21 protein-coding genes are annotated in these 25213 nt (G+C 46.3%); 3 read left to right on the top strand and 18 right to left on the bottom strand.

Going from position 1 to position 25213, the window contains the following annotated elements; genetic code table 11:
* Window positions 1-421: 421 nt before the first annotated feature.
* On the bottom strand, window positions 422-1738 hold the full coding sequence (xylA, locus tag NLBNIHML_RS12670; protein ID WP_091019299.1) for a xylose isomerase: 1317 nt from the start codon (window positions 1736-1738) through the stop codon (window positions 422-424).
* A gap of 198 nt (window positions 1739-1936) precedes the next feature.
* On the opposite strand from xylA, the gene NLBNIHML_RS12675 reads away from it, so the two are divergent.
* Window positions 1937-3103 carry an ROK family protein gene (locus NLBNIHML_RS12675; RefSeq protein WP_494354484.1) on the top strand — a complete coding sequence of 389 codons (1167 nt, stop codon included), beginning with the start codon at window positions 1937-1939 and terminating at the stop codon, window positions 3101-3103.
* A 147-nt stretch (window positions 3104-3250) separates the two neighbouring features.
* A complete protein-coding gene (locus tag NLBNIHML_RS12680; protein WP_339237780.1) occupies window positions 3251-3448 on the top strand; it encodes a hypothetical protein in 198 nt (65 codons plus the stop codon).
* Window positions 3449-3576: 128 nt separating this feature from the next.
* Here NLBNIHML_RS12680 and NLBNIHML_RS12685 read toward each other — a convergent pair whose 3' ends face one another.
* From NLBNIHML_RS12685 to trxB, 3 genes are all read right to left on the bottom strand, one after another.
* The gene (locus NLBNIHML_RS12685) at window positions 3577-5409 is read right to left on the bottom strand and encodes an AraC family transcriptional regulator (protein WP_494354485.1); all 1833 of its coding nucleotides are present in this window, start codon (window positions 5407-5409) and stop codon (window positions 3577-3579) included.
* A gap of 374 nt (window positions 5410-5783) precedes the next feature.
* Window positions 5784-6014: a glutaredoxin family protein gene (locus NLBNIHML_RS12690; RefSeq protein WP_339237784.1), complete on the bottom strand. Its 231-nt coding sequence runs from the start codon at window positions 6012-6014 to the stop codon at window positions 5784-5786.
* Window positions 6015-6084: 70 nt separating this feature from the next.
* A complete protein-coding gene (gene trxB, locus NLBNIHML_RS12695) occupies window positions 6085-7026 on the bottom strand; it encodes a thioredoxin-disulfide reductase (protein ID WP_105601888.1) in 942 nt (313 codons plus the stop codon).
* 256 nt (window positions 7027-7282) lie between these two features.
* On the opposite strand from trxB, the gene NLBNIHML_RS12700 reads away from it, so the two are divergent.
* A complete protein-coding gene (locus NLBNIHML_RS12700) occupies window positions 7283-8014 on the top strand; it encodes a ZIP family metal transporter (protein ID WP_253440965.1) in 732 nt (243 codons plus the stop codon).
* A gap of 177 nt (window positions 8015-8191) precedes the next feature.
* Here NLBNIHML_RS12700 and NLBNIHML_RS12705 read toward each other — a convergent pair whose 3' ends face one another.
* The 14 genes from NLBNIHML_RS12705 to NLBNIHML_RS12770 all read right to left on the bottom strand — a co-directional run bounded on the left by NLBNIHML_RS12705 (window position 8192) and on the right by NLBNIHML_RS12770 (window position 25096).
* Window positions 8192-8686, bottom strand: coding sequence for an alpha/beta fold hydrolase (locus NLBNIHML_RS12705; RefSeq protein ID WP_494354486.1), 495 nt, complete (start codon window positions 8684-8686; stop codon window positions 8192-8194).
* A 118-nt stretch (window positions 8687-8804) separates the two neighbouring features.
* On the bottom strand, window positions 8805-10754 hold the full coding sequence (locus tag NLBNIHML_RS12710) for a heavy metal translocating P-type ATPase (protein WP_494354487.1): 1950 nt from the start codon (window positions 10752-10754) through the stop codon (window positions 8805-8807).
* Window positions 10755-11181: 427 nt separating this feature from the next.
* Window positions 11182-12489, bottom strand: a complete 1308-nt coding sequence (locus NLBNIHML_RS12715; protein WP_339257438.1) for a homocysteine synthase — start codon at window positions 12487-12489, stop codon at window positions 11182-11184.
* Window positions 12490-12730: 241 nt separating this feature from the next.
* A complete protein-coding gene (locus NLBNIHML_RS12720) occupies window positions 12731-13576 on the bottom strand; it encodes a sugar phosphate isomerase/epimerase family protein (protein WP_339237793.1) in 846 nt (281 codons plus the stop codon).
* 37 nt (window positions 13577-13613) lie between these two features.
* Window positions 13614-14366: a 2-dehydro-3-deoxy-D-gluconate 5-dehydrogenase KduD gene (gene kduD, locus NLBNIHML_RS12725; RefSeq protein ID WP_339237795.1), complete on the bottom strand. Its 753-nt coding sequence runs from the start codon at window positions 14364-14366 to the stop codon at window positions 13614-13616.
* Between the two features lie 78 nt (window positions 14367-14444).
* Window positions 14445-15203: a DeoR/GlpR family DNA-binding transcription regulator gene (locus NLBNIHML_RS12730; protein WP_339237797.1), complete on the bottom strand. Its 759-nt coding sequence runs from the start codon at window positions 15201-15203 to the stop codon at window positions 14445-14447.
* Between the two features lie 221 nt (window positions 15204-15424).
* Complete coding sequence (gene kduI, locus NLBNIHML_RS12735; RefSeq protein ID WP_036606918.1) at window positions 15425-16264, bottom strand: 5-dehydro-4-deoxy-D-glucuronate isomerase; 840 nt, start codon at window positions 16262-16264, stop codon at window positions 15425-15427.
* Window positions 16265-16478: 214 nt separating this feature from the next.
* Window positions 16479-16808, bottom strand: coding sequence for a cytochrome o ubiquinol oxidase subunit IV (gene cyoD, locus NLBNIHML_RS12740; RefSeq protein ID WP_091019256.1), 330 nt, complete (start codon window positions 16806-16808; stop codon window positions 16479-16481).
* Complete coding sequence (gene cyoC / locus NLBNIHML_RS12745; protein WP_253440979.1) at window positions 16809-17429, bottom strand: cytochrome o ubiquinol oxidase subunit III; 621 nt, start codon at window positions 17427-17429, stop codon at window positions 16809-16811.
* The gene (locus NLBNIHML_RS12750) at window positions 17430-19400 is read right to left on the bottom strand and encodes a cbb3-type cytochrome c oxidase subunit I (RefSeq protein WP_124118137.1); all 1971 of its coding nucleotides are present in this window, start codon (window positions 19398-19400) and stop codon (window positions 17430-17432) included. It abuts the gene before it with no gap.
* Between the two features lie 21 nt (window positions 19401-19421).
* A complete protein-coding gene (gene cyoA, locus NLBNIHML_RS12755; protein WP_494354488.1) occupies window positions 19422-20396 on the bottom strand; it encodes a ubiquinol oxidase subunit II in 975 nt (324 codons plus the stop codon).
* A 318-nt stretch (window positions 20397-20714) separates the two neighbouring features.
* Window positions 20715-20978, bottom strand: a complete 264-nt coding sequence (locus tag NLBNIHML_RS12760; RefSeq protein ID WP_091038518.1) for a hypothetical protein — start codon at window positions 20976-20978, stop codon at window positions 20715-20717.
* A gap of 373 nt (window positions 20979-21351) precedes the next feature.
* Window positions 21352-22698 (bottom strand): GH1 family beta-glucosidase, encoded by a 1347-nt coding sequence (locus NLBNIHML_RS12765; protein ID WP_339257447.1) that lies wholly within the window; start codon window positions 22696-22698, stop codon window positions 21352-21354.
* Between the two features lie 16 nt (window positions 22699-22714).
* Complete coding sequence (locus NLBNIHML_RS12770) at window positions 22715-25096, bottom strand: glycoside hydrolase family 95 protein (protein WP_494354702.1); 2382 nt, start codon at window positions 25094-25096, stop codon at window positions 22715-22717.
* Between the last annotated feature and the right edge of the window lie 117 nt (window positions 25097-25213).

Raw genomic sequence — 25213 nt, forward strand, 5'->3', positions numbered from 1 at the left:
TGACCTTGATTCGTCATTGGTTATAAATGAAACCCTGATGCTCATGTGGCCACTCCGTGATCAGAAAACCCTCGGATCGCCGTTACCCCCGGATTTCCTTTATCCCCTTTAGCAAGGGTGAAATCCGGGGATAAATGCGACCGCTTTGCTTCCTCGGGTCCTTTCTGCTCACTCCGTTCTGCATGCACCATCTTAGAAGAACATTTATATCAGCAATTTAAAAACCTCATTGTTTGTTTAACCAAAAAACCGCCCCCGTCTTCCCAAGGGAAAGTCGGGGACGGTCCGAATGTCATGCTTGTTCAGGCGTTCCATGGTACAAGCTAATCTTGTGCATAGGCTAGTTTGGACACTGATGTCCAACACATATGAGTTGAATAACCATCGGTGGTCGACGTGACCAACCCTGCCTAATCCACTATTAATCAGCCAGAATGTACTGGTTCAGTTGTGCTCTCAGCAATTCCTGACGTCCGGATTGGTTTTTGCGTGGGCTTTCATTGTTGAGTGCATACTCAGCAAGGGAAGCAAGTGTTGCTTTACCTGCAACCACATCTGCACCAATGCCTTCGCTGAAGCTGCTGTAACGTTTTTCGATGAAGTCATCGAATACGCGATCTTCGATCAGTTTTGCAGCTACTTTCAGACCTTTGGCATACGTATCCATACCTGCGATGTGTGCCAGGAACAGATCGTCTGCTTCGAAGGAACCACGACGTACTTTCGCGTCAAAGTTCACACCGCCGCGGCCAATACCACCGTTTTTCAATACTTCATACATTGTCAAAGTCGCATCGTACATATCAACTGGGAACTCATCTGTATCCCAACCGATCAGCATATCACCTTGGTTCGCATCAAGGGAACCGAGCATACCGTTGGTACGAGCAACGCGGATTTCGTGATCAAATGTGTGACCAGCCAGTGTAGCGTGGTTCGCTTCCAAGTTGAGTTTGAAGTGTTTGTCCAAACCGTATTTTTGCAAGAAAGCAATGGAAGTTGCTGCATCATAATCATATTGGTGTTTCGTCGGCTCTTTTGGTTTAGGCTCGATCAGGAATTGTGCGTCAAAGCCAATTTCCTTCGCGTAGTCTACAGCCATGTGGAACATGCGAGCAATGTTGTCTTGCTCCAGTTGCATGTCTGTGTTCAGCAATGTGTCGTAACCTTCACGTCCGCCCCAGAATACATAGTTTTCAGCGCCCAGACGTTTACCCACTTCCAGACCTTTCTTGATCTGTGCTGCAGCATGAGCATACACGTCTGCATTACAAGTCGAAGCTGCACCAAACATGAAGCGTGGGTTCGAGAACATGTTCGCCGTGTTCCAGAGCAGTTTTTTGCCGCTGGATTTCATATGATCTTCAATCAGATCAACGATTGTATCAATGTTGCTGTAGAACTCGCGCAGGTTGTTGCCTTCTGGTGCAATGTCCACATCGTGGAAACAGAAGAACGGGAGATTCATTTTTTCCAAAAATTCAAATGCCGCTTCCACGCGTACTTTCGCGAGGTCCAGACCCGAGTATTTATCCCACGAACGAACAGCTGTCTCTGCACCAAACGGGTCACTTCCGCCTGCAGTTAATGTATGCCAATAAGCCATACCGAAACGGAAATGTTCTTCCATCGATTTGCCGGCTACCACTTCTTCTGGATTATAATGTTTAAAAGCAAAAGGATTCTTGGAATCTTTACCTTCGAATGAAATTTTATTAACGGATTCAAAATAGGCCATGTGTAAAATGCCTCCTCAATAGTTTTAAGAAATCGTTTACACCGTTATCCTAACACATCGAATTTACTTTGTCTATTGGTTAAACAAAGTAAAATAAAATTGTTTTTTACACGCTTGTTTACGCTATAATAGTCGAATAACTTGTTTCGGATGTGGGTCAGAGCCCTTTTACCAGAAGAATAGGAGTGCCTTAACGATATGAAAATTACCGGAGACCAGATGTTGGTCAAAAAAATAAACAAATCGATCGTTCTGGATACGATCCGGCGCCATGCCCCTCTTTCTCGCGCGCGAGTGTCCGAGGTTACCGGGCTGAACAAAGCAACGGTATCCAACCTGGTTGCTGATCTGATCAGTGATGATCTGGTGCAGGAGATTGGCCCTGGGGAATCCAGTGGCGGACGCAAACCACTCATGTTGCTGTTTCGGGGGACATCCGGCTATGCAGTCGGTCTGGAACTCAGTGTGACCCATTTAAAAGGCGTGCTTACAGATCTGGAAGGACACATCATTACAGAATACGCAGTGACCTTGGAGCATCATGACGTGTCCTCTGTATTGGAGCAATTAAAATTGGCAGCAAAACAGCTCATTAAAGCAGCTCCTGCTTCCCCTCACGGTGTCATAGGCATCGGTATCGGAGTACCCGGCATGGTCGATGAGGCAGGAACAGTCCTGTTTGCACCCAACTTGGGGTGGGAGAAGGTAGCGCTGCGCTCCATGCTTGAAGAAGAATTTGAACTGCCTGTCACCATCGATAATGAAGCCAATGCTGGCGCTCATGGAGAGTTAAATTTTGGTGCAGGCATCGGTGTCCGTCACATGATCTATATCAGTGCAGGCATGGGGATTGGTTCAGGCATCATGGTAGATGGTGAATTATACAAAGGCGCGTGGGGTTACGCAGGGGAAACAGGCCACATGTCCATTGAAGCGGAAGGTCTGCCTTGTTCCTGTGGAAATCGTGGTTGTTGGGAGTTATACGCATCGGAAAAAGCCTACGAACACCCAGATCATCAGCTGAAATTACCTGCTCATACCACACGTGAGCTAATCCATTATGCAGAGCAAGGCCATAAGAATGTTCAGGAATTATACGACACGATTGGACGCAAACTGGGTATTGGCATCACCAATATTGTCAACAGTTTCAACCCGGAACGAATTATCATTGGTGGTCCGCTCTCTGAAGCAGGTCCCTGGATAGAAACAGCATTAAAACAGGTTGTGGAGGAACGTACATTACCTTATCACCGTCGCAGTTTGCAGATTGAATGGGCAGCTCTGGGCAGCCGTTCCACCCGTGTTGGTGCCGCTTACTCTGCAATATCCCAATTTTTAGGAAAAATAAGAGTTTCCGTCTAATAACAGCTGAAAATTGACATCATTTCGCCCCATTTCCTCCCTTTTTGTTAAAGAAATCCAGATGTATAATGGGGTTATGTGATTTTTGTCATGGCTGTGTCGATATAGCTGTGTTAATTCCGATAATGAAACGGAGTGAAAAGAAGCGTGACCTACGTGGATACTTCAGATATCTCGGCGCCAGTATTTGTCACCGTCCTCCTGTTCCTGATTGTGCTTGCGCCCCTGTTCAGCCTTGGCATACTCCGATTGTTCCAGAGCAAAAAGAAGGCTGGTTTCATGTACATGCTGTCAGGAGTGCTGGTATATGTTGTATTTCAGACTTTCATGAGTATTTTTTTCTAAAGAATATATTTAATTGAATTGCTAAATCCCCTTTCGCAGTAATTCCTGAAGTTCACATGTTAGCATGTGCTCCAAATTATAGCGGCAAGGGGATTTTTCATTTTATCTTGATAGATTAATCATACTCACTACTTTTGAGTATTCTCCAGAGCTCGTTCTTCCATCATGTCGACAATATCCTGAATCTGACCCATGACGGAAATCGGATCGGAAAAATAAAATTTATATCCATCAATCTCGTATAACTTATTGTTTTTGACTGCTTCTAACGTTCCCCACACCGGATCGCTCGCATAGTCGTATGATTCCGCTTTGGCATTCACGGCCATAAATATGTAATCACCAGCATATGATTCGGCGAGTTCATTGGAGATCGTAGCCCAACCCACTTTTGGATCAATGCTGCGTATTACGTTCTCGTTCATAGGCAAGTCCAATTCACCATGGATCGTTCTGCCCGTATGCGCATTACCATAAAGCGTGATGTCTTTGCTTAAGCCTCCGTCAAACACAGTAACGGTTTCTCCCTCTTTGATTATACTGCTTAAACTCTCCTTGGCCGAAGTCACCTTTTGTTCAAAATCGGTAAGCCATGCCGATGCTTCAGCCTCTTTCCCCAATATAACGCCAAGCTCTTTAACCTGATCACGAACGAGGGCAGAGTTGTCCAGAAAGACGGTTGGGGCGATTTTGGAATAAACATCGTAACTTTTGGCATTGCCTGTAACGATTAGGTCAGGGTTCAGTCCAGTTATTGCTTCAAGATTGTCCGAAATATCCTCGATACCGGAAACCTTGCCCTCCAAATAATGGTTTTGCATGAATACGCCGTTACTTCCCACAGGCTTCACATCCAAGGCCAGAATATGACCTAGGAAGAAATCCGTGACGACACGCTGCGGATTAGCAGGCACTTCGACCTCACCCATGGAAGTATTCACTTTACGTGTCGTTGCTTGGGCATTTTCATTTGTGTTACTTTCGCTTGAACTGTTCGCTTGAGAAGCTGTTGCTTCCGATTGAGCTGTACTTCCATCTCCCGTTGCGGCCCCTGTATTCCCTGAAGAACCGCCACTACATGCATTTAACAGCAACCCAAAAGCCATCAGCAAAGCCACCGGGACTCTCTTTATATTTTTTAACATTTCGTCAGACCCTCCATCTAAGTAATGATAATAATTATCATTATCATATAGAGGAATATAACATGGGGCTGGAGAGCCAACAATATGATTTCTTCCTGCTGAGGATGTAACATCTTCATCTACGAATCGCTTACGGTACTTCTGTGGAGAAACACCCATATACTTTTTGAATGCATTACTAAAATAGTACGCATCCTGATACCCAATAGCTGACGCAATCATTCGTAAGGGAAGCCTTGTTTCGGCTAATTGCTTGCAAGCTTTTTGCATACGCAAACGGATTAGACAGTCAATCGGTCCACGATTAAGCACCTGTTTGAAACAATTCGAGAGATGGCCCGGACTCCGCCCCATTGTTGCCGCCAAAGAGTCCAACGTATGAGGTTTTGCATAGTTCTGCAACAGATACTCCAGCGTCTGTATGACCAACTCGACTGGACTAGCTGTTTTGACGACCGGAGACTGTAGATAATATTGTTCCAACATCTGATAAACCCATTGGTAGAACGATGCCTTGAGTTGAAGCAGAACCGAAGGTCCTTCCTGCTGCTGGGCCTCTAGCATACGATTTGCAATTTCGTATAACATCATTGGCTGCGTTAGTGTCACACGATATGTAATTTGAGTTGGATCTTTGCGATCATCTACAAACAACGGCTCATCGTCGTACGTTTGACCCCGTTCTGCTTTATACGAAATCACTATATACTCTGCTCCGTCTGAACCTGCGTTAACTTCAAACAGACTTCTGGAAGGAGAATGAATGATCTCAAAATGATTGATGGAAAAGGTCTTCTGATTGAGCAATACCAGCAAGTTCCCTCTCTTTATACAAAAAAAACTGCTGGGCTGCATCGTGAATAATATTCTTTGACCCTTTGCAAGAATAGTTCTTTCAACATGGATATCCCGTATACTCGCCTGTTCCCAGAAGAGAAAATGCTCCTCCTGATCTATAATCATGCTGTTTGTTCACCTCAATTAAATGATAATTCATTGCAAGATCATCTTACAACTTCACAATGTTTAGGACCAGCTTCCAATTCATCCAATACACTCATAGAAAACGCACAAAAAACCGTACCCTTCGGGGTACGGTTCTTTCTATATCCTAACGGCTCGCGAAAACCGGAATTGCATATGAATTGAAACGTTCTTCAACACATCATGTTCCAGATGATCAGCGTAATTTAAGCGTCCAATACTTTGGCAAATTGAGTTTTGTTCATACCCAGAATGCGGTGTTCACCAATGACAGTCAATGGCACGGCACGTACACCCATGTCCCACACTTGTTGTGCAAATTCATCGCTAGTTTCGATGTTGCGCTCTTCATAAGAGATCCCTTTGTCAGCCAGGAATGTTTTTACGGATTTGCAGTTCGGGCAGTTCGTTGATGTATATACAATTACGTTTTCCATGTTTAATTCACCTCATATGGTTTATATTATTCTATCGTTTGGTTGAAATCAGTGGAATCAACTCATTCTATTACAGAACAACTGCGCTGTGCTCCAAGCTTTCAATGTATTTCTCGGTGTCCATGGCAGCCATACATCCGCTACCTGCAGCTGTAATTGCTTGTTTGTAACGTGTATCCTGAACGTCACCACATGCGAATACGCCTGGGATGTTTGTCTCGGATGTACCTGGTGTAGTCAGGATATATCCGTGTTCGTCCGTAGTGATCTGTCCGCCAAGGAAACCAGTGTTTGGTGTGTGACCGATAGCTACGAATACGCCGCTTGCCGGAATCACTTCTTCTACACCTGTTTCGTTGTTCAATACTTTCAGACCTGTTACGCCGTTGTCACCAGCAAGGACTTCAAGTGGTGTACGATTCAAAGCCATTTCTACTTTTTCGTTGCTGCGTGCACGATCCTGCATAATTTTGGAGCCACGCAGTTCTTCACGACGGTGTACCAGCGTTACTTTGGAACCGAAACGGGACAGGAAGCTTGCTTCCTCAAGAGCAGAGTCACCACCGCCGATGACGATGATCTCTTTGTTACGGAAGAAGAATCCATCACATGTTGCACATGTGCTGACACCGCGGCCCACATTCGTTTCTTCACCAGGGATACCCAGGTATTTAGCAGATGCACCTGTAGAGAGGATCAATGTTTCCGATACGAGTTCACCCATACCTTCAACTTGAATCTTGAACGGACGCTCGCTCATGTCGATGTTGTTCACCCAGCCTGTACGGAATTCAGCACCGAAACGTTCTGCTTGTTTACGCATGTTGTCCATCAGTTCAGGACCCATGATGCCATCAGGGAAACCTGGGAAGTTCTCCACTTCCGTTGTTGTTGTCAGTTGGCCACCAGGTTGTGGACCTTCAATAACGAGCGGGTTCAAGTTGGCACGTGCCAGATAGATTGCTGCTGTCAGCCCTGCAGGGCCTGTTCCAATAATAATTGATTTATACATGTATAGTTCCTCCCCCGGGTTCTGCAAAAAGGTTAGTCCCTCCGGCATCAAAAGCTGTTGCTTTTGCATACACTAGAACGAAAAGCCTAGATCATGTCCACAAGACCTGCCTGCGTAATGACAATAATCCTATGCAGAAACGGAATTCTAATTTATAATCATTCTAATCTGTTGTTCATTATGATCTCTTTTATGTACGGTGTCAATGCTCGGCAGCGATTATGAAGAAGTCTTCATCAGGAGGGAAAATGGAAGCATGAACGATGCACTCATTGGCAGTATTATATCAGCCATGTCTACCGGCCTAGGGGCCGTACCGATTCTATTTATGCGCAAAATATCGCACCGTCTGCGTGATATCTTGCTGGCATACGCTGCAGGTATTATGACCTCAGCCTCGGTTTATAATCTCATTCCGGAAGCGCTCGGCCAATCGAATCTCTTTGTACTCGCATTTGGTATTATGCTTGGTAGCCTGGTGCTACTGGTGCTCGAGATGAAGATTCCACACGTTGATCTGGAGAATCCCGAGAAAATGCCTTTCAAAATTGAAGCCAAAGCCTTCATGATTATTGCAGCGATTACCATGCATAATCTGCCAGAGGGGTTATCGGTTGGTGTCAGCTACGCAAGCTCGGATGAGAACCTGGGCAATCTTATTGCCTTCTCCATCGGATTGCAGAATGCGCCGGAGGGATTCCTGGTCGCCCTCTTTCTAGTGAACCAGAATATTGGCCGCTTCAAAGCACTGGGCATTGCCACCCTCACCGGAGCAGTAGAGATTATTACAGCGATGATAGGTTATACATTAAGCAGTCTCGTATCCGGCCTTGTCCCTTATGGTCTGGCATTTGCAGCCGGTGCGATGATGTTCATTGTGTATAAAGAACTCATTCCCGAAAGTCACGGCGACGGCAATGCACGAGTGGCAACTATCTCGTTTTTACTCGGACTCATCACGATGATCGGTCTGACCGAACTGTTTTAATTGAAGAATGTATACTTACTATGCACGTTAAACCTTGTTTAAGACTCTTACAGTACAGAAAAAAGAACCCGAGCGAACAGCGCCTAAAGCTGTCGACCGGGTTCTTTTTTTAGCCACAAATGAAGATTCCATGAAATTAATGGGATAGGTTGTAAGGAGCATGATGCCCTCTTCTGATCAGGATTGAATGAAACGAATCAATTCCGAATTGAATCTTTCCAATTCATCATAGAAAGCACCATGACCACTCTCTTCAAAAGCAATCAATTGAGACGAAGCGATGCCTTTATGCATCTGCTCTGCGAATTCGAACGGACAGATCTCATCCTTTTTCCCGTGCAAAATGGCTGTCGGCACCTGAATGGAACTCAGGTCACCTCGTAGATCCTCATCCCGCAGGGCAATTGCACTGCGAATGGTACCATAAGATGAAGCCTCCATACCAAGCGCGTGGAACCAATCCATGAATGGATGGCTGTGTTCTTTCGCGAAGAACATGCCGCCAAATGTCTCCAGCAACTTCGGACGATCTGCAAAAATCGGTTCAATGATCTGCTCGTTCAGCTGCTCTGGAGTCAATCCATACGGATAACCTTCGCGCTGTGTGAACACAGGGGCTGCCGCAGATAACAAGGCCAGCTTGGAGACACCATGTCCCTTATGTCTGGCCATGAATGATTGCAACTTTCTCTTCGAATCATTACCCGTTGACCCAAGGTTCAAACGTGAGCCCTTCAACCAACCGCATACTAATCATGAAACCAATCAACCATTGTCTCTCCAAATCTGATTACCGTAGCAGCCTAAGCCCATTCAGGATAACCAGAATTGTACTGCCTTCATGACCTACCACACCCAGAGGCAATGCGACGTCTTGGAGGAAGTTACCTGCAATTAAGGCCAGAATAACGGTGATGGCAAAACACATATTTTGCTTCACCGTACGCTGTGCTCGGCGTGCCTGCCCAATCACCCAAGCGATCTCTTCGATATTGTCGTTCATCAGCACCGCATCAGCAACCTCCAATGCAGTTCCACTGCCGGACAATCCCATTCCCATACCCACAGTCGCTGCTGCAAGTGCCGGAGCATCATTGACACCATCTCCCACCATTAGCACTGGACCATACTGTTTGCGGAGCATTTGGACCTGCTTCACTTTATCTTCTGGCAGTAAGTCTGCATAGACCATGCTTACCCCCGTTTCACGTGCAATTACAGAGGCTGATTTGGCTCGATCACCTGTTAACATCGCAACTTTAACTCCCATCGCTTCAAGCCTTCTCACTGCAGCTGCTGCCTGAGGGCGTACCGTATCCCGCATGGCGATCAGCCCAGCCATTTCACCATCAGCCATAACAACGGATACCGTTTTTCCCTCCCCCTCAAGACGGGAGCGTACTTCGTTCCATTCAGAAGACTCCATCGATTCCAATCCATTTGTTTTGCCAATGCGCCAGACTACATCGTTCACCGTTCCTTCGATGCCCCAGCCTGTTAGCGCCTGTACATGCTCCGCTTCCTGAAGTGTAATGTTCTCCTTGTTCGCCTGATCTACGATGGCACGAGCCAAGGGGTGCATGGAGATGTTCTCAATCGCTGCTACCGCAGCTAACAGCTCAGCGCGGTCTATATTTTCAGCCGTAATAATATCTGTAACTTGCGGGGTGCCCATGGTCAATGTACCTGTTTTATCAAAAGCAACGACCCGCGTGCGTGCCATATTCTCCATATGGGCACCACCCTTGAAGAGAATGCCACGGCGCGCACTGCTGGACATCGCGGACAGCATGACAGGCATGATCGAAGACACCAATGCACAAGGTGATGCAACAACCAGAAATACCATCGCTTTATAAAATGCCTCGTTCCATGTCCAGCCAAGCAGCAGTGGAGTTCCTGCAATCACAAGTAAAGTCACCCCTACAACAATGCGTGCGTATATCCCTTCAAATCGCTCCATAAAACGCTGGGAATCCGGCACTTCTGCCTGCGCTTCTTCCACCATTTTAATGATTTTTCCGAACAGTGACCCTTCAGCCGATTTGGTGACCTCTACGTATAAGGCGCCCTCCCCGTTTACCGTACCTGCATAGACCTCATCCCCCGCAACTTTGTCCACAGGTAGGGATTCTCCGGTGATGGACGATTGATTGATAAAAGAACTCCCCCGGTACACGACACCATCTGCTGGAATGAGTTCTCCCGGTTTCACCAACAGCAGATCACCTGGCTGGAGATCATCAATAGCCACAAGGTTCATCTGTCCATCCTCAATACGCAGTGCTGTCTCCGGCTTCAGCGCGAGCAACGATGAGATATCCTTATGACTGCGCTCTGTCGCATAACTTTCCAACGCACCACTGAGTGCAAAAATAAAGATCAGCATCGCGCCTTCATTCCAGTAACCAATAGCTGCTGCCCCAAGAGATGCGGCAATCATCAGCAGATTTACATCTAGATCACGGTCCTTGACCAGTGTCTCGATGCCTTCCTTCGCTTTGGTCCAACCCCCCACGGCATACGCCACAATGTAGAGCATGATGGATAAGGTACCAAAATACGGTGCAGTTCCCCAGGCAATCAGCATTAAAAGCCCGCTGCCCAATGCAGATTGCATCTCTTTATTCTGTACCATGGCTCGAAAATCAGGCTTTTTGCCGCGATTGGGGCCAGGTGTTTGGGACGAGCGTTGTTCTGTTTGTTTCTGTCTGTGTAGAGGTTGATGTATCGCTTGCATATAAATCACAATCCTTTCGAATGTTAAATTTGCGGATGACGAGTCTGCCTATTCCGCTCCCAGAAATGAAGTTGTATTGAGAATGAGAGCCATTGTTAATGCCCTAAAAATGACACATGCTGCTGCGGGAATCCCGCAGCAGCATGGTTTTGTGAATGGTTTTGCAATCATCTCGAATGAGAATGATAATCATTTTTGTTCTCATGCAATTATTTTTACCCAATACAACTTTTAATCAGTATATGCCTGTGATCCTCATTTGTAAATGGGTATTTTTCGGACGGTTACTTTTACTCCTACATGCATATTCAAAAAGACAAAAAACCGCTGTCCATAAAGACAGCGGCTTAAAGCATCTATTGATAGGCGTTTGACCAATTTTATAGCATATCGCTTAAGTGAATGTTTCACATCCACCCAATACCATTTATGCGCCTACACCTGCTCCCTGACTTGCTTTGATCGCTTGCTCCAGATCATGAATAATGTCTTGAATGTTCTCTGTGCCAATAGACAGACGAATCAACTCCGGATTAACCCCTGCGGCAGTTTGTTCATCTTCAGTCAACTGCGCGTGAGTCGTACTTGCCGGGTGAATGATCAGTGACTTGGAATCGCCCACGTTTGCAAGGTGAGAGAACAGTTTAACATTTTCAATCAATTTACGACCCGCTTCCGCACCACCTTTGATTCCAAAGGTCAGAATGGCGCCCTGCCCTCTTGGCAGATACTTCTGGGCAAGCTCGTAAGAATCGTGGCTTGGCAGACCCGCATAACTTACCCAGGACACATCCTCATGTTTCTCTAGGAATTCCGCAACCGCAAGGGCGTTGCTACTATGGCGCTCTACGCGCAGATGTAATGTCTCCAGTCCCTGCAGCAACAACCAGGAGTTAAATGGAGAGATCGTTGCACCCAAGTCACGGAGAAGTTGTACACGAGCTTTGATAATATAAGCAATCGGTCCAACTGCTTCCGTATATACAACACCGTTATAACTGGCGTCCGGCTCCGTCAAACCAGGGAACTTGCCGCTTGCTTTCCAGTCAAATTTTCCGCTATCCACGATAACGCCACCAATGGATGTACCATGACCGCCAATGAATTTCGTTGCAGAGTGAACGACAATATCTGCTCCATGTTCGATTGGACGAAGAAGGTACGGGCTCGGGAACGTATTATCCACGATCAAAGGAATGCCATGTTCATGAGCGATCGCTGCCACCGCTTCAATATCCAGCACATTCCCCTTTGGATTACCGATCGTTTCGGCATACAATGCTTTCGTTTTCTCCGTAATCGCTGCCCGGAAATTCTCAGGATCACTGGAATCCACAAATTTCACGTCCAGACCCAGTTTCGGCAAAGTTGTCGAGAACAGATTGTATGTACCTCCATACAAACTCGCCGAAGACACGATCTCATCGCCTGCACCGGCAATATTCAGAAGCGAAAACGTAATGGCTGCTTGACCAGAAGCAGTAGCCAGCGCCCCAGCTCCGCCTTCCAATGCAGCAATCCGTTGCTCAAATACGTCAGTGGTTGGATTCATCAGACGGGTATAGATGTTGCCAAACTCTTTCAAACCAAACAGATTAGCTGCATGCTCAGTGTCCTTGAAGCCATAGGATGTTGTCTGATACAAGGGAACTGCTCGTGCGTTGGTAGTTGGATCAATCTCCTGACCTGCATGAATTGCCAATGTTTCAAATGAAAGCTCACGTTCGTTTGACATAAATCTGAATCCTCCCTTGATATATACGTTCTATAAGTTCATGATGTCTTGACATGGTGGTGTATGTTTTCCATATTCTCTCACAAGATGTCGCATTTGAAAAGACTTATTTCCGATTTTTCCGATGAGAAATATTAAATATATACATTATCATTTCTATACCAAAAAAACCTTTGCCCTCGCAAAGGTTTTTCGGCTGCTGATGAAGATGCGCTGCATCACTTTTCAAACCGGCTGTCTTTTAGACTCGAACTGCATCCCATACTTCACGCAAATGTTTGGCCGCAGGCACAGCTTGCTCCGCAGTTACACCTTCAAGTGAAATATCGATATGCGGCTTATACGTTTTTAGCAATTCAAAAAATAACGGGTAATCCAGTATGCCTGCCCCAGGTACCGGATTAAACTTCTCTCCCTGTGCATCGAAGGCGACATCCTTGGCATGGATCACAATCATGCGCTGATATAGCGATTCCATCACCTCGCGCAAGAAAGCTCCTTGATCTGCTGCATGTGGTTGTTTGATCAGATTACACGGGTCGAACAGCATTCCCAGATTGGATGAAGGAATCTCTTCAAACAAACGTGTCATATGTTCATGAGTATGAAGGGTATGTGTGGACACAGGCTCAATCGCTGCATGCACGCCCCATTTCTCCGCTTCCTCGGCCAACTCCTCAACCGTTTCTTTCAGCACACTCCACGCCTTCTCTTCATATCCATCCGGATGCGTATCCTGATAGGTGTCCAAGCTTCCGGTCTCCGTTGCGACCATGCTGCAACCGAAATCCCGGGCATAACGCAGATGTTCCTTGAATCGATCAATATCCGCACGACGGCTTACCGGATCAGGGTCAATCGGATTAATATAACAGCCCAGTACCGCAATCTTCACTCCGCGCTGTGCAAATTGATCTCCAATCTCATTCGCCAGACCGGGGCTCAGCTTGCCATTCGATGAGTCCACATCGGATAATGCTTTGGCAAGTGCCAGCTGTACAGAGTTGAATCCGTTATCTGCAATTGTCTGCGCGAGCTGTGCTGTAGGCTGTTTACCAAATGTATGTGCCAGAATACCAAGTTTCATCTCACTGCCTCCTTATGCTAATCCGATGATCAAGCGATTAACGTGCCATCCAGCCACCATCGACATTCAGCACATGACCATTCAGATAATCCGAAGCGGCAGATGCCAGAAAGACAACCGGGCCTTTTAGATCTTCCGGTGTTCCCCAACGCCCCGCAGGAATACGGGCTGTAATATCCCGGTAACGATTCTCGTCCGCACGGATCTGAGTAGTATTATCGGTTTCCATATAACCAGGTGCGATACCGTTAATCTGGATTCCCTTCCCTGCCCATTCGTTGGCGAGTGCTTTGGTTAAACCGGCAACACCATGTTTGCTGGCTGTGTACCCTGGCACGTTAATCCCACCTTGATAGGACAACATGGATGCAATATTAATGATTTTGCCGCTTCCGCGTTCAATCATATGTCTGCCAGCCAATTGGCTTAGGAAAAATACCGTGTTCAGGTTCAGACCAATGACATCATGCCAGTCCTTCCCTGCATGATCAGCCGCAGGTGTGCGGCGAATGATTCCCGCATTGTTGACGAGAATATCAATTCTGCCTTGGAACGCAAGCGCCTGTTCGAACACAGCCGCCAACTCATCTTCACGACTTAAATCCGCTTCAATCACATAAGCTTTGCGTCCGAGTGCTTCAATGGCACTTGCCGTTTCGGCAGGTTTGGAATAAGAGACCAGCACCACATCAGCGCCTGCTTCCGCCAAACCAATGGCCATCCCTTGTCCAAGTCCTCCCGAAGTACCTGTTACCATTGCAACTTGTCCGCTTAAATCAAATGGGTTCATGAATGATTCCCTCCGCATGGTTGTAATATGCATTTTATCGATCTGTCCGTTCTTTAATCCCATGAATCATGAATGAGGTTAACTTTGATAATCCACTGTGACACCGCTCTGCTCGTATAAGGCAACTGTCTCTTCATCCAAACGATGATCACTGATAATATAGTCCAGTTCCGAACACTGGGCGAAAGTTCGCAGTGCAAATTGTCCGAATTTATAATGATCCACAACACCATATACCTGCTGGGAGGCAGATATCATTGCTTTTTTCAAGGGAACCAGATCTCCCGTGTATATGGATAATCCAAATTCCGGATGAAGTGCTGTCGTGGATATAAAGGCTTTATGAATGTTAAGACCGGAGATAAATGCAGCCGTGTCATCCCCCACCAGCATATTCCGTACACGAGCCCCGCCAGGCACAACCAGTCGTACTTGCTCCTTCTTGGTAAGCTCCGCAATAATGAACAAGTCGTTGGTCACCACCGTCAGCGGCTGATTGTCGAGACGTTTAGCCATCTCGAGCGTGGTGCTTCCACCATCAAGAGCAACGATATCGCCAGGTCGAATGTAAGCCAGGGCCCTTTCAGCAATCTCCGTTTTCTCCGATTGATGCTTCTCGGTAACTCCCCGGCTGTTCAAGATGCCATACTGGTCATTCTGAGCCAGCATAGCACCACCATGAACACGTACGAGCAGACCCATACTTTCCAACTTGTCGAGATCCTCTCGCACTGTTTTCCCAGTCACCTGCAACAGCTCACTCAGATCACTGACGGTTACTTCCTGGCGCTCCAGCAGAGCCTCCATAATTTTTTCATGTCTTTTCAATGGATTCATCCTAATCAACTTCCTATACCACCTGAGTCAAATGGCAGTTTCACACTTACACTTCGGGTACAGAAAACCTTCCGATCACTCTTATCCCCATATTTCCTTTGATCCCTTATTTAAAGGGAGAAATCTGGTGATAAAGGCGCACGCTTCGCTTCTTCTGGTCCTTTCTGTCCCCTCCGTTATAGTGTCTACCCTGTCAATTTAACTCAGACATCTGTAATTTATTATTTCAGGTCTTTCATCGCTACGCCGTCCATATCTTCGAACGTCTGGTTCTCACCAGCCATCGCCCAACAGAAGGTGTAATTGCTCGTACCCACTCCACTGTGAATGGACCAGCTTGGGGAGATGATCGCCTGACGGTCGCGTACAACCAGATGCCGCGTCTCGTTTGGCTCACCCATCATGTGGAATACAACGCCATCCTCAGGCAGATTCCAGTACAAGTATACTTCGGAACGGCGGTTATGGGTATGTGCAGGCATGGTATTCCACATGTTACCCTTGTCGAGTTCGGTAATACCCATTACCAGCTGACAACTCTGAATTCCACCTTCTCCTTGGTGAATGTAACGATAGATCGTACGCTCATTGGAAGTTTCGATGCTGCCCAGATGATTCGGCTGAGCCTGCTCTTGTGTTGCTTTTACTGTTGGATAGGTATGGTGAGCCGGTGTGGATACAAAATAGAATTGTGCAGGTTGAGCCTTGTCACTGCTCGTGAACACAACTTCTTTCACACCTCTACCGATATAGAGACATTCCTTTGCTCCAATCTCATAACCTTGGCCATCCGCTGTTACTGTTCCATGACCACCTACATTAATGATACCGATTTCACGACGCTCCAGGAAAAAGTTCGTTCCGATATCCTTCAGGTTCACTTCAAGGGTAATGTCTTTGCTCTCAGGTACAGCCGTTCCCACAATATAACGATCCACATGAGAATATACCGTTACCAATTCATCGGTAGCAAACAGTTGCTCCATCAAAAATTCCTCACGCAGGCGAGATGTATCATACGTTTTCACTTCATTGGGATGTGCAGCATAACGATTTTCCATTATTAATCCATTCCTTTCGTCATTTAAATTAGTTGGAATTGAGTTTGAACATGTTCATATAAGTTCATTTTAGTTCATTATGTATCTTTTGTGTACCTTTATTTTTAAAATGATTTATTTCATTAATAATTAACGATGTTTATTTCTTAATAAGAACAAAAAAAGATCTCCCCAGTCTGTATCACAGACCGGGAGATCTTCTTTGATTCACATATTAATGTGCAACAGCGTTGTTAAGCATGATCCAGATCGAACCAATTACGATGGTCATCATAATCAGCAATCCGAAAATAAGTGCCATTACATTCCAGCGTGGTTTTTCTGTTTCACGAATATGCATGAAGAAGAAGAGTTGAACCACAAACTGAAGTGCTGCTGTACCCAGAATCACAATAAGTGTTCCTGTTTTGCCCATCATGTCGTTCAGAACCACCACAAGTGGAATGATTGTCAGTACGACAGACAGAATGAAGCCGATGACATAAGACTTCAGTGAGCCATGTTGTTCATGGCCGTGGGAATCATGTGAGTTGTGCTCTGCCATCTACATCACCCCCATGAGATAGACGATCGACAGGAGGAAAATCCATACGACGTCCAAGAAGTGCCAGTACAAGCTGATAACGTTGATCTTACCACGAGTAACGTCGGTAATCCCACGTTTTTTCAGTTGGAACATGAGTCCGATCATCCAGATCAGACCAAGCGATACGTGAAGTCCGTGAGTACCCACGAGGGTGAAGAATGCACCCGAAGCTGCACTCGTCGTGTAACTGAATCCTTCGTGAACCATCTCAATAAACTCATAAACCTCCAGGGCGATAAAGCTTGCACCCAGCACAGCTGTAACAATCAGCCAGTTAATCAATTGTTTCACTTTACCCTGGTTCATTGCCAGAACGGCAAGTCCGCTCGTAAATGAACTCGTGAGCAAGATAAATGTCTCGGCGATAACGCCAGGCATTTTGATCAGTTCGGACAAAATCGGTCCGCCCGCCGAATTGTCACGCAACACAATGAAGGTTGCGAACAATACGGAGAACAAGATAACGTCGGAAATCAGGAAGAACCAGAAACCGAGAATTTTCATTTCCTGTGGATCATGGTGGCCATGGTCATGACCATGCGCATGATTCTCACCGTGCTTAGCGGCTGCTTGAGCCATCTATACCGACCCCCTTAACGACGCTTCGGTACGCTTAATTTCGTCGACCGGAATGTAATAATCCGTATCGTAAGAGAATGAACGGGCGATCATACAGATGCCTACGCCAGCAAGTCCGAGAATCGCCATCCACAGCCATCCGAATACGAAGCCAAAGCCGGCTACAAACCAGAAGACAGACATGATGAACGGAATCGAAGAATTCTTCGGCATATGAATTGGCTCATATACAGGCTCAGGCGGATGAATGCCTTTCGCACGACGTTCTTTCTCTTCCCACCACTCATCAATATCATCTCCGCGCGGTGTAACAGCGAAGTTGTACTCTGGAGCTGGTGAAGGAATCGACCACTCGAGCGTACGACCATCCCATGGATCGCCGGAAGCTTTAAGTGTTTTGTATTTGCGAATACCGTCTGCAATTTGTGCAACTTGGAACAAGAATCCGACACCCATCAGGAATGCCCCAATTGTGGATACGAAGTTCAGTTCCCACCAGCCAGTATCCCAGCCGTATGTGCTCAGACGACGTGTCATACCCATCAGACCGACAGCGTACTGCGGCATGAAGCAGACATAGAAACCAATATTCCAAGTCCAGAATGCCCATTTGCCCAGTTTCTCTTCGAGTTGGAAACCGAACATTTTAGGCCACCAGTAATACAGACCAGCGAAGTATCCGAAGACAACGCCACCGATCAATACTTGGTGGAAGTGGGCAATCAGGAAGTAACTGTTATGGAACTGGAAGTCAGCAGGAGCAACGGATAGCAGAACGCCTGTCATACCCCCGACAATAAAGCACGGGATAAAGGCAAGTGTCCACATCATCGGAGTCGCCATGCGAATCCTTCCTCGATACATGGTAAACAGCCAGTTAAATATCTTAACCCCTGTTGGAATGGCAATCAACATCGTAGTTACGGCGAAGAATGCATTCACGTCCGCTCCTGAACCCATCGTGAAGAAGTGATGCGCCCATGTGAAGAAGGACAGGAAGCTGATGATTAACATTGCAAATACCATTGACTTGTAACCAAACAGTTTTTTCCGCGAGAAGGTACTTACAATCTCGGAGAACACACCGAATGCCGGCAAGACGACAATGTATACCTCAGGGTGACCCCACATCCAGATCAAGTTGATATACATCATTGGGTTACCGCCCAGATCAAGTGTGAAGAAATGCGCCCCGGCAAACCTGTCGAGGAATAGCAATGCGAGGGTCACAGTCAAGATCGGGAAAGCAAACAAGATAATGATACATGTGGAGAATACCGACCATGTGAACATCGGCATTTTCATCCATCTCATACCTGGCGCACGCATTTTAATGATGGTAACCAGGAAGTTGATACCGGTAGCCAGGGAACCGATACCCGATATCTGTATACCCCATATATAGAAGTTCTGTCCGACCCCCGGACTGTGTGACAGCTCCGATAGAGGTGGATAACTCAGCCATCCTGCATCCGGTGAACCACCGATAACGAAGGACAGGTTAAACAGCATTGCTCCCAGGAAGAATAACCAGAAGCTTAATGCATTCAGAAACGGGAAGGCAACGTCCCTTGCTCCGATCTGTAATGGCACGATAACGTTAAATAAACCAAACATGAATGGCATCGCCATGAACAGGATCATGATCGTGCCGTGAGTTGTAAAGACCTGATTATAATGTTCAGGATGTAAGAAATCCATGTTAGGCATAGCCAGCTGCAGACGCATCATCAATGCATCCACACCACCACGGAACAACATGATAATGGAAGCAATGATATACATAATACCGATCTTTTTATGATCGACGGTAGTTAACCAGTTACGCCAGAGCCAGCCCCATTTTTTGAAATAAGTCAGCACCGTTACGATAGTTATCATCGTAATACCGATGGCCACGTCTGCTCCATAGATCAGCGGGTCGCCAGTTACGAAAAACTCCGATGCGAACTCTTTAAGTCTCTCTAACATTGGGGGCCTCCTTTCGAATCTTTAGTTAGCACTCTTGTCCTCATCTTGATTGGACACATCTGTTTGACTTTGAATGGCTCCAGAAGCTTCACTTGAACTTCCATGCTTACTGTGAGCACTTTGACCATCGACAACATACTTGGTCACAATATTTTGGAACAATCCTTCTGGGAAGGCAGAATAATAAGCTACATTGCTTGTTCCTGGTTCAGCCAGTGCAGCGTAACCCTCTGTAGTCAATTCCTGAGAATTCTGTTTCACTTCAGCGACCCACTTGTCAAAATCTTCGTCCGATGTAGCATTCACATCAAAACGCATTTCTCCAAAATGCTCACCTGTGAAGTTAGCGCCTGAACCCCAGTACTTGCCTTCATGATCTGCTTGCAGATACAAGGTCATCGCCATACCCGACATCGTATAAATCTGTCCTCCAAGTTGCGGAATCCAGAATGAGTTCATCGGTGAATCCGCAGTGAGTTCAAATTTCACGGGCCGGTCTGCCGGAATATTCAGCGTGTTGACCGTTGCAATCCCTTGCTCAGGATACATAAACAACCATTTCCAATCCAGTGAAGACACTTGGATGGTAATTGGTGCTTTCTCGTGAGCCAACGGCTTCGAAGGCTCCAGATCATACGTGTAACGGATAGTAACAATGGCAAGCAGTCCAATAATAATAATTGGAACCGTCCACCAGATTGCCTCCGCCTTCGTACTATGAGACCAGTTAGGCTCATAAGCAGCTTCGTTATCCGGCTTATCGCGGTAACGCCATACGATTACGGCAGACAAAATGAGTACTGGCACAATGATGACAGCACACAAAATTGTCGAGATGACAATCAAATCTCTCTGCGAAGCGCCAATTGGCCCCTTCGGATCCAGAACAACGTATTGTCCGCCTGCCAGCATTGGCCAGACAATCAATGCAATTGTAACCAACGTCAGGACAACCGGAATGATAATCCGGATTAGCGACCTAGGTTTCTTGTTCATTTTGATCCCCTCTCCTTAAATTCGCTCATACTGAAAAATCAGTATACTACTCTCTTCCTACTAAAGATATCAGAAATGAACAACTTTTTTGTTCTTGTTAACAAATTTGTCGATTTTACACCTTAAATGTGTGAATTTTTTCTCACAAATCGCTTGCACGGTTGATATTTGTACATTGTAATCTTTACACATCAAGTCACAAAATAAAACCCTTTGCAGTCCCGTTGATCAGTGTCAACGAATCCGCAAAGGGCTTTATTGACTGGATTCCGGGTACTTATCCAGTCTTATTATGAACGAATTAACGCAGGATTATAATCAATCGGCGCCTTCGTCTTCCCGGCGTGTATGAACAAGGCCAATTGCTTTGGCAATTACGTAAATAAACACACTACCTACAAGGAATCCAATACCGACCATCAAGCCAAGATTACGATCATTAAAATCATTCAAATTGATCAGACACATGACCACTCCCGTAATGAGTGCGACCCATGCCAGAACTGTCATCGTCAAGACGGCGCGCCGCATATTTTTGTCTTTGCGCTCCAATTGGCTGACCATTGCTGTCTTCGATGCCATAGTAAACACTTCCTTTTCCCTTTTTGTAAGTGCTTTCCTTATACCAATATACCACATCAGTATGAATTTTAGTCAACAAATGTTCAAATTTTATTCGCAATTTGGACACTTTATTTTATTTTCAACTGTTGACAAAACATTATTCAATTTACTCATACTTCTTATAACCCAAAAATCGTCTTTTCATAACAGGAACTCTACTTGACCTTATGAAACCTTTATGAACTACTCTTTGATAACTGTAAAAATACAAAAAAGACGGTGCATTGGAATACTCCAATGTTACCGTCTTTTTCTTCATTAATAAGGTATCCATGTATAATGCAAACCTGATTTCCCCTTAAAAATACTTTTGCATTTATTGGGGACCCCCTTAGTTCCTTGTCTCCAGCCAATTATTCTTAATGACATTCTGATACCAGTAATAACTCTCCTTCGGTGTTCTTACAAGTGAACGATAATCGACATGAACGAGACCGAAGCGCATCCGGTAGCCTTCTGCCCATTCGAAATTGTCCATTAATGACCATGCCATGTACCCTTTCAGGTTAATACCGTCATTAATGATGCGGTGGATTTGGGCCAAATGCTGCTCATAATATGAAATCCGGCGATCATCGTTAATTTTGCCATTCTCCAAATCATCATTAATACAAGCACCATTCTCCGTGATATATACATCCACATTGCCGTACTTTTGCAAGTAATGCATGAATTCATACAAACCGCGTGATTCCACCGGCCAGCCGATATCTGTCTTGGTCAAGCCCATATCAACTTCTTCCGATTGAAGAACACCCGCTTCCGGATTGAAGCGATTAATTCCCATCGTGTAATAGTTAATGCCGAGCAGATCGATTGGTTGCGAGATAATCTCCATATCGCCTTCCTGGATTGGCACCGTAGCTCCTGCTTCTGCGAACCAGTCCACCATAAATTGCGGATACGTGCCTTTGTAGATCGGGTCTAGGAACCAATCGGTATTAAGCGCAATGGATCGATCACACGCTGCCTGGTCTTCAGGAGATTTGCTGTACGGCTCAGCCCAGCACACGTTCGGAGCGATACCAATCTGACCGGTTGTTCCCAGGCGACGGAACGATTGAACGGCTTTTCCATGAGCAACCAGCAATCCATGTGCTACATTAATTGATGTTTGCAGGTCTTTGTTTCCTGGCGCATGAATCCCAAGAAGGTTCGACAGGAATGCGATACACCAGGGTTCATTAAACGTTAGCCAAAAGTTGATCTTGCCCGAGAATTCCTTGAAAATCACCTCGGCATATTTCACAAAAGCGTCTACAGTTCTGCGGTTGCCCCAGCCACCGTCATCCTCCAGCGTTTGTGGAAGGTCCCAGTGATACAGGGTGAGGAACGGTTCAATACCCGCCTCTATCAATGCATCCACGAAGCGATGGTAGAAGTCCAGTCCTTCCCGATTGATCTCTCCATCTCCGTCAGGAATAATGCGCGGCCATGCAATGGAGAACCGGTACGTATTAATCCCGAGTTTCTTCATCAGTTCGATGTCTTCCTCATACCGGTGGTAACTGTCACATGCGACATCCCCATTGTCTCCGTTAAATACTTTGCCAGGTGTGCGAGCAAATGTATCCCAGATGGATACCCCGCGTCCACCTTCCTGTGCCGCTCCTTCTATTTGATAGGAAGCTGTTGCTGTCCCCCATCGAAAATCTTGTGGAAATTGAAAAATGGTCATGGTTAGCTCCTCCGTCTCATGATGACACGCGGATCGTTTGTCCTGCGGTCATTGTTAAAATAGTTACATAATCGCCTTGGGGCGTAAGCTCTGCCTTCGCTTGTTCATTTCCTTCCACACGTAACGGATAAGTACTGCGAAGGGTTAGTGAATCACTTCGATCTGCTTTGATAACCGCTGACGCAAGCTTGTTGTCCGTCCACGTAATTGCTACCGTATAACCACCTCTAGCACGAAGCCCTTCAACACGACCTTGAGTCCAGAGTTCAGGCAGTGCCGGTAGCAAATGTAACTCGTTCAAGTGGCTCTGTAATAACATCTCAGCGATTCCAGCCGTACCTCCAAAGTTACCATCGATCTGGAATGGTGGATGGTCATCGAACAGATTCGGATGTGTGGATCGGGCCAGTAACGTGCGCACAAACTGATGTGCATGGCTGCTATCCAGCAGTCGTGCATACAGATTGATCAACCATGCACAGCTCCATCCTGTATGCCCACCACCTTGTGAGATACGACGTTCCAGCGATATTCGTGCTGCTTCCACCAGTTCCGGTGAATGCACTCGATTGATCTGCACCCCGGGATACAGTCCATACAGGTGAGAGACGTGACGATGCCCCGGCTCGGATTCGGCAAAATCCTTAAACCACTCCAGCAATTGTCCTTCACTTCCAATACGGAATGGATAGAGTTTGTCCAGCGCCTCACTCCACTCGCTTGCCAACGATTCATCTATATTTAGCTGCTTCGAGGCTTCAATACAACGGCTAAACAATTCACGAATCAAAGTCATATCCATCGTTGAAGCCATGGATATACTGCGTGCCTCTCCAGCTTCTGTCAGAAACTTGTTCTCTGGTGAAGTGGATGGAATTGTAACCAGATATCCCTCAGGTCCTTCCACCAGCCAGTCGAGACAGAACAACGCCGCTTCCTTCATGATGGGGTAGGCACGTTCCTCAAGAAAACGTTGATTACCGGTAAATTGATAGTGCTCCCATAGATGCGAGGTAAGCCACACACCGCCCATCGGCCAAAAAGCCCAGCTTGCATCTCCACCTGTCGGCGTAGAGGTTCTCCAGATATCTACATTATGATGAGCAGCCCATCCACGGGCTCCATACAGAATACGCGCCGTTCTGCGTCCTGTATCACTGAGATCGGTCAACATATCAAACAGCGGCTCATGACATTCACTCAGATTGCAGACTTCTGCCGGCCAGTAATTCATCTCCGTGTTGATGTTGATGGTATAGTCACTATGCCACGGCGGTTCTACCTGATGGTTCCAGATTCCCTGCAGATTGGCAGGCTGGCTGCCCGGCCGCGAACTAGCCATTAACAGATATCTTCCATATTGGAAATAAAGTGCTTCTAACCCGGGGTCTTGTTCCCCTGCCTGATAGGCCTGTAGCCGCTCATCCGTAGGCAATTCTGCGTTAACCGATGCACCTAAATCAATAGAGACTCTGTTAAACAATGCGCGATGATCTTGTACATGTCTTTCCCGAAGCACTTCCGCACCATGTGTGATCGCTTTGGAGATCATATCCACGCATTCCTTTTCGAGCAACCGGTTATCCTTCACAGGCAACACATCGTAACTTTCAAAGGACGTAGCCGCTGCCAGATAGAAAACAACCTGATCAGCACCCTGAATGTGCAACTTGCCTTCCAGGTTGGAGACCTTTGCGTGCTCCCCTGTTGCCGTAACTGCTACACGTACTGCATATGCGGTTCCCCGATCTTCTTCATTCAGGACGGATTCCGGGTGATCTCTAAAATAATTGGATTCCACGTGACTCGGGCAACGGCTAAACATCGTGAGTGCATCTCCTGAGGTCTCAACGCAATAAGGGTGGGGACTGTCTAGCGTAACGCTGGCATTCAGAGCAGCCTTTCGATCCGTAGTCCATGTGCAAACCATCAGATTATCCGAAGCACTGGAATACACTTCACGTACATAACGAATTCCTTCCCGTGAATACGTCGTGGTAGCAATACCCGACTCCAGATCAAGTTCACGCTCAAATGCTTCATACGAAAGATCGTCCAGACCCTCATGGTGTAACAGAAAATGCCCCATTGGCTGGTAAGCCTCCACGTCACGGCCGAGCATCTCTCGGTTCAACAAATCCTCAGCTTCACCATACTGTCCAGACATGATTAACTCACGCGTCTGCTTCAAATACCGCTGACTGCTGTATTGAATCGTATCCCGCGGAAATCCTGACCATAATGTATCTTCATTGAGCTGAATTCGTTCATCCGCTGCGCCGCCATACACCATGCCTCCAAGACGGCCATTTCCGATGGGTAGTGCTTCTTCCCAGCGTTTTGCCGGTTGTCGATACCATAAACGGTTGATTTTAGTTAGGTTATTGTGTAGGGACATCATTAACTCCTTTTCCTCAATTAGCTATCGAAGTATTTATGTCATAAAACGTTTTCGGTAAGTGCTTACATTAAGGAGATTATATGTGATTTCCAAATTTGCGTCAATGTAAATCAT

The organism is Paenibacillus sp. JNU01 (genome assembly GCF_059130585.1).